Consider the following 12,317-nt stretch of genomic DNA (forward strand, 5'->3'; position numbering starts at 1 on the left):
TTCTCCAGTTAGGGCAACAATGTGGCGGACGGCGAGCGCGGAACATAAAAGGCGATTTCGGTTCCCGGTGTCAGGCGGCGAATATGTAATCCTTCGCCGTAGAGCAATTTTACGCGCTGGTGAACGTTAAGCAGGCCAATCTTATTGCCCGGCATTTCATCGGCCTCAACGCGGGCAATCATCTCCGGTGCGATGCCGTTGCCGGTATCACGAACCGCGATACGTACGCGGTTGCCGCACTCTTCCACACTTATCGTTACCACGCCTTTGCCTTTACAGGGCTGAATGCCGTGCACAATGGCGTTTTCTACCAGCGGCTGGATCAGCAGACTGGGGATCACACAACTGACCTCTTCATCAATGTCATAAATAACGGTCAATTTGTCGCCAAAACGCGCCTGTTCGATCGCAATGTAATCTTTAATTTGATACAGCTCTTTTTTGATGTCGATCTGCTCATCGTCTTTTAATTCAATGTTATAGCGCAGATAACGCGACAAATTGAAAATCAGTTGTCGGGCGGTATCCGGGTTGAGACGAATAGAGGAAGAAATCGCATTCAGGGCATTAAACAGGAAGTGCGGGTTTATTTTGCTTTGCAGTGCGCGCAGTTCTGCCTTGTTCGCCATTTCACGCAGTTGCTCAGCGCGGGAAACTTCCAGTTGGGTCGAGATAATTTGCGATAACCCGACCGCCATCTCCTGTAAAGAGGAGGTGATCTGATGAGCATGGCAATAGTAGATCTTCAACGTACCGGTGACCACACTCTGCTCCCGTAACGGGATCACCAGCATGGAGTGAATTTCAGGCGTGCGGTGGGCTTCATCATTGTTTTTAATGATAATTTCGCCTGTGCTGATCGACTGATGCGTGGTCGGGCTGAGAATATCGTCGCTGTCGCGATAGTTATTTTCGCCGACACCAACGTACGCCAGCACATGATCGGTATTGGTGATTGCCACGGCATCGGCTTTTATATCGCGACGAATGATATCGCATATCTGACGCAGCGAGTCGCTATTGACGTTACGGAATAATGGCAATGTTTTATTCGCAATATCCAGCGCCAGCTTTGCCTGGCGACCCGCGATAGCCTCTTTTTCCCCTTCGACACTTTGCACCAGCAACACAATAAAGCCGATACAAACGCTGCCGAGGATCATCGGCACACCGATTTTGGAGACAATATCCAGCCCCAGCGCGATGCTTGGTGCCCAGACAACTACCAAAATCATGGTCAGGCTTTCGCAAATCATGCCGCCAATGATCCCCACGCGCCAGTGCTGCGCTTTGGGAACTTTTCGGTTAATCATTCCCGAAAAAATCCCGGCAATAATACTGGTGATAAAGCATGGAACTGCGGTAACGCCACCAATGTCGATCAGATAGCGGTGTACCCCGGCGATGACGCCGGTAATAATTCCGACCCACGGGCCAAACAGAATCCCGCCGGCCATAACGGCAATAATACGCACGTTAACCAGCGAACCTTCAACCGGCACGCCGGACCAGGTGCTGAACAGGGCGAACATGGAGAAGATCGCGGTAACCGCAAGCAATTCTTTTGGCGTGTGGGCGGTTTTATGCAGCAGTTCGCGAAACAGGCGCATGCGGATCAAAAAGAACAGGCAGATCAGCATTAATGCTGCGCGATCGAAAACCGCCAATAACATATCGAATATTTCGTGCACAGGGGACTCGGTGAATGACGTCAAAAAGCTATGATAAGGAACCCTGTCGCAGATAACCAGTCACCACATTCATTCGTTCAATGGGGAAAGACCATATTTCCAAAAGGGGATTAAAAGATGCTCAAAGGATAGTGGCGAATGGCGAAAGATACTGAAAAATAAAAGTAATTACATTGATATCATATTGTTAAATTTAGCACTCAATTTAGTGATAAGAGGATGAGATTGACTCCCCTTTCCTAAATCGATGTTCCTCTTTTATACCTGACCATTATTTTTCTTTTTTCTCTCGACAGCAGGAAATTTTTCAGGATATGTTTTAAGCACGCTGTGTTGACAGCGACGTCGCTCGGACGGTCCGGGCGCTAACGTTACTCCGAGGAATCTATGGCTGACTTCAGTCCTGAACGTCGTTTTACGCGTATCGATCGTCTTCCCCCTTATGTTTTTAATATCACCGCTGAACTGAAAATGGCTGCGCGTCGTCGCGGTGAAGATATTATCGATTTCAGTATGGGCAACCCGGACGGCGCAACACCAGCGCATATTGTTGAGAAACTTTGCACGGTTGCCCAGCGTCCGGATACTCACGGCTATTCAACTTCGCGCGGCATTCCTCGGCTGCGTCGGGCTATTTCCCGCTGGTATCAGGATCGCTATCAGGTCGAGATCGATCCGGAAACTGAGGCCATTGTGACCATCGGTTCGAAAGAGGGGCTGGCGCATCTGATGCTGGCGACACTGGATCACGGTGATACCGTCCTGGTGCCGAACCCAAGCTATCCGATCCACATTTATGGCGCGGTGATTGCGGGTGCGCAGGTTCGCTCTGTGCCGTTGGTTGAAGGTGTGGATTTTTTCAATGAGCTCGAACGCGCGATCCGTGAAAGTTACCCGAAACCAAAGATGATGATTCTGGGTTTCCCGTCCAACCCAACGGCACAATGCGTGGAGCTGGAATTCTTTGAGAAAGTGGTCGCGCTGGCTAAACGTTACGACGTGCTGGTGGTTCACGATCTGGCTTATGCCGATATCGTTTATGATGGCTGGAAAGCGCCGTCGATTATGCAGGTGCCGGGCGCGCGCGACGTTGCGGTGGAGTTTTTCACACTCTCGAAAAGCTACAATATGGCCGGCTGGCGCATTGGATTTATGGTCGGTAACCCGGTGCTGGTGAACGCGCTGGCGCGCATTAAAAGTTACCATGACTACGGCACGTTTACGCCATTGCAGGTAGCCGCGATTGCTGCGCTGGAGGGGGATCAGCAGTGCGTACGCGATATTGCCGCACAGTATAAGCGCCGCCGCGACGTGCTGGTGAAAGGGCTGCATGAAGCGGGCTGGATGGTTGAAATGCCAAAAGCCTCAATGTATGTATGGGCGAAAATTCCGGAACCGTATGCGGCGATGGGCTCGCTGGAGTTTGCCAAAAAGTTACTGCAAGACGCCAAAGTGTGCGTCTCTCCTGGCATTGGTTTTGGTGATTACGGCGACACCCATGTTCGTTTTGCCTTGATTGAAAACCGCGATCGTATCCGTCAGGCGGTACGCGGCATTAAGACGATGTTCCGCAACGACGGGCTACTGCCAGTGACGCAAAAAAGCGCAACAGAAGATATTGAACCCTAAAAAAAAGGAGCCGCGAGGCTCCTGTTTTTTTCCGCATCAATAGCTCAGGTCAGATCATCAGGGCGAAAGTGCCGGCCCACACAATGACCATCACAGAAATGCCCATAAAGAAATATTTCACGTTCATCGCTCCGCATACGTTTCAGTATGCACTTAATGACCTTAACAAGGACTGAGTATAGAGAGGTGAAACTACGCCAAAACCAAATTGAGAATTATCTCCATTCTGGCCACAGCTCCATCTCAGAATTTCGGGTGAATTCCTCACCAACGGGGGCTAATGTACGCTTAATTTTTTGGCCTTACAAGAGGCTTTTTTTTATGAAATTTTAGTGACTTACAATGTGTCGGGCTTTGGCGACACAATACTTTCGTTGCTAAATAAATTGCCTTTGAGCGACGCAAAAAACGCAAGGCTGAAACGGTTCATTTCCACTTGAATTCTAAGACTTATTTTTTGATGGTGGTCACGTTTTGCACACCAGAAGCATAATGCATACTTATGTCATGAGTAAGAATAGGGGCTTAAATCATATGGTGGAGCGAGCGACATGACTGGCCAGGCGTTGTATAAAACCGTGATTGCAGGCGCAATATAACAAAACTGTATCTTTCTTGTTAAAAGCTGGCTTGCGTGGATATGTATAGACAAGTATATGTATTTATATCCTCACTGCAGAGACTTTGCTGACAATGAAAAATATCACCCTCATCCCCGGCCAACTCACACTGACCCAACTGCGTGATATCTATAGCCAACCGCACCTGTTAACGCTGGATGAGCGCGCCTTTACCGCCATCAACGACAGCGTCGCTTGCGTCAATGCCATCATGGCGGAAGGTCGAACGGCATACGGTATTAATACCGGTTTTGGATTACTTGCTCAGACGCGTATCGCTACCGACGATCTGGAAAATTTACAGCGTTCTTTGGTGCTTTCTCACGCTGCGGGCGTTGGCGAACCGCTGGATGATGACCTGGTGCGCCTGATTATGGTGCTGAAGATCAACAGCCTTGCGCGTGGCTTTTCCGGCATTCGTTTGCAGGTGATCCAGATGTTGGTGGCGATGGTAAATGCAGGTGTTTATCCCTGGATCCCGGCGAAAGGATCTGTCGGTGCGTCCGGCGATTTAGCGCCTTTAGCACATATGTCGCTTACGCTGCTTGGCGAAGGCAAAGCGCGCTGGCAAGGCGAATGGTTGCCTGCAACTGAAGCACTGAACAGAGCCGGGCTTGCTCCGCTGACGCTGGCGGCGAAAGAGGGGCTGGCGCTGCTCAACGGGACGCAAACCTCGACAGCGTTCGCATTGCGCGGCCTGTTTGAGGCCGAAGATCTGTTCGCTTCTGCAGTGGTTTGTGGTGCGCTGACCACCGAGGCGGCGCTCGGTTCACGCCGTCCATTCGATGCGCGCATTCACGAAGTGCGTGGTCAGCGTGGGCAGATCGACGCGGCGGCTCTCTATCGCCATGTGCTGACTGATAATAGCGAGGTTTCACAGTCTCATCACAACTGCAATAAAGTGCAGGATCCTTACTCATTGCGCTGCCAGCCGCAGGTAATGGGAGCGTGTCTGACGCAGCTGCGTTTTGCCGCCGATGTGTTGCTGACCGAAGCGAATGCGGTTTCTGATAACCCGCTGGTTTTCGCTGCTGAAAATGAGGTGATCTCCGGTGGTAATTTCCACGCGGAGCCGGTTGCGATGGCCGCTGATAATATCGCGCTGGCCATCGCTGAAATCGGCTCGCTGGCGGAGCGGCGTATCGCTCTGTTGATGGACAGCCATATGTCGCAACTTCCGCCCTTCCTGGTAAAAAACGGCGGTGTTAACTCCGGTTTTATGATTGCCCAGGTTACAGCCGCAGCGCTGGCGAGTGAGAACAAAGCGTTGTCGCATCCGCACAGTGTCGATAGTTTGCCGACCTCTGCTAATCAGGAAGATCATGTTTCGATGGCGCCTGCTGCCGGTCGTCGGCTCTGGGAAATGGCGGCTAATACCCGCGGCGTGATTGCCGTGGAATGGCTGGCTGCCTGCCAGGGGCTGGATATGCGGGAAGGATTAACCTCCAGCCCGTTACTTGAGCAGGCGCGCCATTTGCTACGTGAACGGGTGTCTCATTACGATAAAGATCGCTACTTCGCGCCGGATATTGAGCAGGCTTCGCAGATGCTGGCGGAGCGTCATCTGGCACTGCTGCTACCGGATATTTTGTCATAAAGGATCACCGGATTGCGGTTCGTTAACTCACTTCCGGTTAAACGCCTGGGTTGGTAAAGTGAAGCATACTGTAACGTGACCAGCAGGGAATTCAGCGTGACCGGAAGAATTGACTATCAGATAGAGAAGTACAGTTTTACGGAAGTGGGTGAAACGCCGCGCCTGACGCAGCAATGGGCCGATGTCGCAGAAGAGTGCCGTCAGACGCAGGCCGGAGCCGAAGAGCGCCTGCGGATCGCGCTGCTGAATGTCGATTATGTCACCAGCTTTGAATTACCTTTCCGGTTGCTGCTTATTCGCGCTCCGCAACTGATCGCCAGCCTGCGTGATGAACTGCAAATCAGCCAGAAAAATGTGCTGTTTAACGGTAAGCGTTTTGGTTGCGTCTACACGTTGAGAAACGATTTGAGCGGTATTCCGGATGAATTTCAGTACCGGCTGTCAACGCGCATCCGTCGGATTGATGCCGAAGGCAATACAGCCGCGCCTTATCAACAGATTGCGAAAGAGACTAAAGCACCGCGTGAGCGTCTTAAAGTTGCGCTGACGGAAGGATTACAGGTAACCGCGCTGGACGGGCTTTTCTGGTTTGGTATTCAGCGAATCGCCGCCGATGTGCAACGACTGAGAAAAACCGGCCTGAAGATAGTCACCGCTGAAACGGACGTTTTTGATAATTTGACCGGAACAACGCGGCGTGTACCAGTCTATCGGCGCGTAGAAGTAGAAAATGAAAGTGCGTGAGGACATTTCTGGCCGGAATATGTGCTCTTTCTTTGCGGTTAATTATTGACTGCATTCTGTTTGGCAGAAGATTAAGCCCTCAGTATGGCTTCCTTTTGCCGTGCATTCACTTTGTCGGTCGAACTGAAAATTCTGATTGCGGGTTTATTTACCATTTCAGGTCGGCCTTAAAATAATTATTGGCCATGTGGTCATATTTTCGACGTGTTTACCTCATCCATTTCTCCTGTCAGTTTCTTATCCTTTCCATTATTTCGCTCTGTAATTACATCTCTTATCGCGAATGGGTATTTTTATTTTCTTAACATTGATGCATGTCATTTTAAAATCGCATTTTTAACAATGCTCTATCCTTTTTTGTTTTTTCGCTATAAAGCTTTATTTTTAGCAGTGATGATAGTTTGTTTTTCTTATTTATCATAATTACTCTCTTCTTAATTAATGGGTGAAAATTCTTAATTTTATTATATATATGGTTTAAGAGTTTGTGTATTTGATATTTTATAGATCATTGTTCTATTATCGCGAGCCAGGAAAGGTCGTGCATGGAAAATATGCGCAAATATAAACAGAGGGACAGGTAAATGGCTGACAGCTTCCAGAACGAAGTGCCTAAGGCACGTATTAATTTAAAACTTGATCTGCATACGGGCGGGGCGAGCAAAAAAACGGAATTACCACTGAAATTATTGGTTGCCGGTGACTTTAGTAACGGGCAGGAAACTGCGTCATTATCAGAACGTAGTAAGGTAAATATTTCCAAAAATAATTTTGATAGTGTTCTTTCTGAATATTCCCCAAACGTCAGTCTGACCGTTAAAAATACGCTGGCTGATGATGGCAGCGAAGACAATATTAGCCTGACATTTCAAAGTATGAAGGATTTCTCGCCGGAAAAGGTGGCCCGCCAAATTCCCCAGCTGAAGGCAATGCTTTCCATGCGCAATCTGCTTCGCGATTTAAAAGCGAACCTGCTGGACAATCAGGCTTTCCGAAAGGAGCTGGAAAAAATTCTCCTCGACCCGGAATTGAGCGCAGAACTCAGAACTGAGCTGTCAGCCCTGGCACCGAAACAGCCATAACGGTCACTGATGATTTAACGGATTAATAAGGAAGATGCTGATGTCTGTAAAAAATGAGAATGCGACTGGCGGCGAAAGCGTGGTTCTGGAACGCCCTGCGGCAGGCGGGGTTTATGCTTCTCTGTTTGAAAAAATTAACCTGAATCCGGTCTCTGAACTGAGTGCTCTGGATATCTGGCAGGATGCGCAGGCAATGTCTGATGCCACAGCCGATGAGCGTCTGACCGCCGGGATGCAGGTCTTTCTGGAGTGTCTGACAAAAGCCGGTTCTAAAATTGAAAAGCTCGATAAGAACCTGATAGACCACCATATTGCAGAACTCGACTATCAGATTAGCCGCCAACTGGATGCCGTGATGCACCATGAGGAGTTTCAGGCTGTAGAGAGCCTCTGGCGCGGTGTGAAGTCGCTGGTGGATAAAACAGATTTTCGCCAGAACGTGAAAATTGAACTTCTGGACATGTCCAAAGAAGATCTGCGTCAGGACTTCGAAGACAGCCCGGAAATCATTCAGAGTGGACTGTATAAACATACATACATCGATGAGTATGACACACCGGGTGGAGAGCCGATCGCTGCGCTGATTTCCGCTTACGAATTTGATGCGTCTGCGCAGGATGTCGCGCTCCTGCGCAACATTTCAAAAGTCTCCGCTGCTGCTCACATGCCATTTATCGGCTCTGCCGGCCCGAAATTTTTCCTCAAGGATTCGATGGAGGAAGTTGCGGCCATCAAAGACATTGGTAACTACTTCGATCGTGCGGAGTACATCAAGTGGAAATCCTTCCGTGAGACGGACGATGGCGCGTGTGACCAGTGCCAAAGATAACGACATCTACGCCTGGCAGGATGCATCCGGCATGTACCGGGTGAAGTTTGATGCTGACCGCGACGATAAACGCCAGGGCATGGAAAGCATGCCGGTGCGCTTTGCCAAACCTTACGGTGGTGACAAGTACGGCTTCCACTTTCCGCTGATACAGGGTACTGAAGTCGCCATTGCCTTCCATGAAGGCGATCCGGATCGGCCGTATATTGCCCATGCCATGCACGACTCCCGCCACGTTGACCACGTTACTGAAGCTAACAGCAGCCGAAATGTGATCAGGACTGCAGGCCTGAACAAACTGCGGATGGAGGACAAGCGCGGCGAAGAGCACATTAAGCTCAGTACCGAATACGGGGGGAAGACCCAACTGAATTTAGGGCACAACGTCAATGCTTCCAGGGTTCTTCGTGGTAAAGGGGCAGAGTTGCGCACTAACGACTGGGTCAGCGTTCGTGGTGGTAAGGGCATTCTGCTTACTGCAGATGCTCAGCCTGACGTCGGCAGTAAAATGCTTGAAATGGACAGGGCTGTAGAACAACTGGAGCAGGCACTCACGCTGGCAAGAAGCCTCCAGGCCGCTGCGAAAGGGGCACAGGCAACAGTATCTGACATCGACAGCCAAAAGACGCTAAACAGCTCACTGAAATATCTAAAAATGCCAGGATTGCTGGCCAGTGCTCCCGCTGGAATAGGCATTATCAGTCCTGAGGCTGTCCGGCTTGCTTCAGGCGGGGCAAGTATTGGCCTTATGTCAGGTAAAAACACGGATATCAGTACCGGGCAATCATTCACTGTAGCGGCAAGCGAAGCTGTAAGTTTGTTTGCACAGGCTGCAGGAATGAAAATGTATGCTGGAGCTGGGAAGGTTGACATTCAGGCGCAGGCAGATGCCATGAATGTCTCAGCATTACAGGACATCACTGTCGCCAGTAGTCAGGGGAGCGTGAAGGTAAATGCCAGCAAGGAACTGATTTTAAGTTGCGGCGGCGCTTATATAAAGCTTAGCGGTGGGAATATTGAACTGGGGTGTCCGGGAAATATTTTGCTGAAAGCGGCCAATGTTAATCAGACAGGTCCTGCCAGTTTAGATACACCACCAGTGACTTTCCCGAAAGGGTACAGTGAAGGGTTTATCACAACGTCATCGGCCAGCGGAGCAGTAAAGCCTTTCACCACATATAAAATTACGACGGCTGAAGGAGATGTTTATGAGGGCATTTCCGGTGCAGAAGGAGAGACTTCTCCAATATTTACGTCTATGCCATCGCAGTTAAAAATCGAATATCCGCGCAATATTGCTGATAGCCAGGAGGGCGAATAACATGACTACCGCTGTATCCTCACTCTGCCGTAAAAATCCCCATGCTCCATGTGAAGAGCAAATGCCCTACTGGGTCGAATTTCAACTGGTTGATGAGCAGGGCGATCCCGTGGCGAATATGCCATGGACTGTGGAAAGCGCTCATCCTGTTTCCGGGCCGGTGGAGGGATTCACTTATTCTGGTCAGAGCGATGCTGACGGGCTAATCAGGATCGATATGCCGCACGGTCTGGAGCTGAGGCTGACGTTAGATGGCAATCAGCTGGCTACGGAAATGGAACAACGTGCTTTACGCGTTAGTCGCGATGCGGAAAATGATTCTATTGTGCGTCCTGAAGCTGAAGAGAAAGGGTATATCTGGCACTATGCAGTTATCGGTGAACTTTGCCGTACCCTTCCTTCCGTTAAACTACGAAAAGGAGAAGTGTGGCCGCCATTTCATTTTCCGGCAGACAAGGTTATGAAAGGGTTGACGATAAGGTCAAATCAGCTTGAAAAACGTCATGTAATAGAAATATGTCCGTTCCGGGCTTGGGAACTTGTCTTACATCATCAGAAAGATTATTCGCTGGCGAATGCTATAAATTTAGGCGGAGGGGCTTGCTTAGCATATGTAGATGATAATGTGTTTGATGAAAAATCAATAACCCGCTTTTTCATAAGTCAATGTCAGGACTTAAAGCAATTACCAAAGTTTCATAAAGGTAGCAATACTTACAATGCCCTTGTATGTGATGTTCCCTATAGCGATCGCTATAATCCACCGGTGTTTATGGATACATCAAAAAATACCGGTGGATCTTCATCTGATGCCGGGAGCACTCCGAAAAATAATAGTACTACAGGCAAAGCCGATGGCGATACTCAGTTATATTACGTTTATAACTCGGATAAAGTGATAGTTTCATGGCGCGGCACAGCAAGTTTATATGACGTTGGAACTGATCTTTCATTTGCTCCGGTAAATACTCAAACATGCAATGCGGATAAGACTGAGTGTGCTGAATTGCTTTCGGCTGGAAAAGTTCATGATGGTTTTTGGAGTGGCTATTGTCGAGCCGAACGAAAATTTGAAGACCAAATGTTAGAGTTGGAACAATTAGCAGGTGGTTTGAAGTTATTCATATGTGGTCATAGCTTAGGTGGTGCATTAGCTTTGATTCACTCCGCGAAGCTAAAGAATTTAGAGCCTAAGCTATATACATATGGAATGCCCCGAACATTTACAAAAGATGCTATCCAGCAGTTATCCGGCATAACTCACTATCGTCATGTTAATGACAATGACCCGGTTCCTGCTGTTCCTCCTGAAGCTAATGTTGATAATGAACTATACAATTTGTGGGGACCAGTTGGTGCATTATTAGGTATGACTTGGTCCGTAGGTGAATTGATGGCATATCAATTGAAATCTTGGGGGGATTGTTTTTGGCATCATGGGAAAATCGTTGCATTTTTCACGGCAACGCAATTTAGAGAATGGAAAGAGTGTAAAATTAGTTTTCCTGAACCAGCTGGATGTATAACTTTGAGTGGCCCGCTACCAATTACAGCAAAGCTTTATCTGGTACCATCATTTGCAGAGGTGGAATCTGAAGAAGCTGGGAAAAAACAGCATGAATATAAAAAATCATTAACAGCAAATGATTTAAGTAAATATTTTCCTGAAGAGCAAAACCCATCCAGATTCGCGGATTTAACTTTTGGGGAGCACTTCATGACATCTTATATGCCTTACATTAATAACAAAATTCTTGGTTTGATTGATAAAAAAGGTCTGAGTAAGAAGAAACACTTTACTGAGCATGCTGAAAATATTGTGAAATTTAAAGATCAAATTTCGGAAGATCAAAAATATATTCCCGACACTGAGATTAAGCGAAATGAATTGTTTCTCTTGCTGGAAGATAGGCTTGATGTGGCATTAAACACTACACTCTCAATGAAAGATGGTGGTAATGCTCTGGAACGTTTTGCTTTGTATGGAGAAGAGGATATGGAAAATGCATAAGTTGATAAAAATTATCGCTGTTTGTCTGTCTGCATTTATTTTGAATAGCTGCGCACAGACAATGGATAAAACACTTTCTCCGCCTTCAGACACGAAGTGGGTGAATGTTGAAGTTAAAAACCCATCGCGTTATACCAAACCTTTTCCACTTGAGGTGACTTACATTTCGCATAAATGTCTTAAAAACAGGACCAGTGGTTTTGATGGTTCGTCGGTCACTGAACCGAGCTATAACGGAACGAAAATCCCGCTCCAGCAGCAGGGTAAAAGCGATGTCTGGATTGCTAAGGTTGCGATGAGAGGCGGTGGGTCATGTGACTGGACATTAAGCGAGTTCAATTTAGGAATTGAGTATATAGATGCAACGCATCTTGGAGAAGACCTTGCTCCTGGAGCTGCAGTAGGTGCAACGATTGCATTTGATAACGATGCATCAAGAAATGGTCAGTTCACCTTTGTGAAGGGGGATGTTAGGTTAACTCCGAAATATTATCCATATATAAGAGAGTGGCATTTGGTAAGGCAAAAAAATGAGCTAACCTTTCTTGCAAAGGAAAGATTTTTTTCTTATAGGGCGGAGGGGGCGACAGCGATATCATATATGCCAATGATTGATGAAAGTAAAGTTGTTAGATATATAGAGCCAAGAAAAAAAACGGATGACTCTCATCCCACTATAATATACCCGGATGGAACAGTTGTATCTGACGGTTCAACTTTTCCTGACTTTGACAAAGTAGATGGAATGAACAGTAAATGATTCTTTTATGATTGTATGGTTGTATCTGTTATA

The 12,317-nt window shown here is 47.9% G+C and carries 8 protein-coding genes and 2 pseudogenes; 8 read left to right on the forward strand and 2 right to left on the reverse strand.

Annotation, left to right across the window (positions count from 1 at the left end):
* Positions 1–8: 8 nt before the first annotated feature.
* Positions 9–1,691: a sensor histidine kinase gene (locus CWM66_RS25435; RefSeq protein ID WP_090396379.1), complete on the reverse strand. Its 1,683-nt coding sequence runs from the start codon at positions 1,689–1,691 to the stop codon at positions 9–11.
* Between the two features lie 387 nt (positions 1,692–2,078).
* Here CWM66_RS25435 and alaC point away from each other — a divergent pair, with 387 nt between their 5' ends.
* Positions 2,079–3,320: an alanine transaminase gene (gene alaC / locus CWM66_RS25440; RefSeq protein WP_007370991.1), complete on the forward strand. Its 1,242-nt coding sequence runs from the start codon at positions 2,079–2,081 to the stop codon at positions 3,318–3,320.
* Positions 3,321–3,369: 49 nt separating this feature from the next.
* On the opposite strand, the gene ypdK is transcribed toward alaC, so the two are convergent.
* The gene (ypdK, locus tag CWM66_RS25445; RefSeq protein ID WP_099458783.1) at positions 3,370–3,441 is read right to left on the reverse strand and encodes a membrane protein YpdK; all 72 of its coding nucleotides are present in this window, start codon (positions 3,439–3,441) and stop codon (positions 3,370–3,372) included.
* 572 nt (positions 3,442–4,013) lie between these two features.
* Here ypdK and hutH point away from each other — a divergent pair.
* The 7 genes and pseudogenes from hutH (at position 4,014) to CWM66_RS25480 (ending at position 12,284) form a co-directional block, all read left to right on the forward strand.
* A complete protein-coding gene (gene hutH / locus CWM66_RS25450) occupies positions 4,014–5,537 on the forward strand; it encodes a histidine ammonia-lyase (protein WP_007370992.1) in 1,524 nt (507 codons plus the stop codon).
* 96 nt (positions 5,538–5,633) lie between these two features.
* Positions 5,634–6,281 (forward strand): hypothetical protein, encoded by a 648-nt coding sequence (locus CWM66_RS25455; protein ID WP_007370993.1) that lies wholly within the window; start codon positions 5,634–5,636, stop codon positions 6,279–6,281.
* Between the two features lie 584 nt (positions 6,282–6,865).
* Positions 6,866–7,363 (forward strand): type VI secretion system contractile sheath small subunit, encoded by a 498-nt coding sequence (gene tssB / locus CWM66_RS25460; RefSeq protein ID WP_107147564.1) that lies wholly within the window; start codon positions 6,866–6,868, stop codon positions 7,361–7,363.
* 34 nt (positions 7,364–7,397) lie between these two features.
* Positions 7,398–8,165, forward strand: a pseudogene (locus CWM66_RS25465) (type VI secretion system contractile sheath domain-containing protein); the annotation flags it as partial.
* Positions 8,146–9,513: pseudogene (locus CWM66_RS25470) on the forward strand (DUF2345 domain-containing protein); the annotation flags it as partial. The pseudogenes CWM66_RS25465 and CWM66_RS25470, both read left to right, overlap by 20 nt.
* Before the next feature lies 1 nt (position 9,514).
* Complete coding sequence (locus CWM66_RS25475; RefSeq protein ID WP_090396387.1) at positions 9,515–11,524, forward strand: lipase family protein; 2,010 nt, start codon at positions 9,515–9,517, stop codon at positions 11,522–11,524.
* Positions 11,517–12,284, forward strand: a complete 768-nt coding sequence (locus CWM66_RS25480; RefSeq protein WP_090396388.1) for a hypothetical protein — start codon at positions 11,517–11,519, stop codon at positions 12,282–12,284. Before CWM66_RS25475 ends, CWM66_RS25480 begins: the two co-directional genes overlap by 8 nt.
* The last annotated feature ends 33 nt before the right edge of the window (positions 12,285–12,317 follow it).

The sequence above is a fragment of the Kosakonia sp. H7A genome, assembly GCF_003028445.1.
Classification (GTDB): Bacteria; Pseudomonadota; Gammaproteobacteria; order Enterobacterales; family Enterobacteriaceae; genus Kosakonia; species Kosakonia radicincitans.

Coding starts and splice junctions, on each gene's coding strand:
- hutH (WP_007370992.1), top strand. CDS start 4,014: ATGAAAAATATCACCCTCATCCCCGGCCAACTCACACTGACCCAACTG.
- CWM66_RS25475 (WP_090396387.1), top strand. CDS start 9,515: ATGACTACCGCTGTATCCTCACTCTGCCGTAAAAATCCCCATGCTCCA.
- alaC (WP_007370991.1), top strand. CDS start 2,079: ATGGCTGACTTCAGTCCTGAACGTCGTTTTACGCGTATCGATCGTCTT.
- tssB (WP_107147564.1), top strand. CDS start 6,866: ATGGCTGACAGCTTCCAGAACGAAGTGCCTAAGGCACGTATTAATTTA.
- CWM66_RS25480 (WP_090396388.1), top strand. CDS start 11,517: ATGCATAAGTTGATAAAAATTATCGCTGTTTGTCTGTCTGCATTTATT.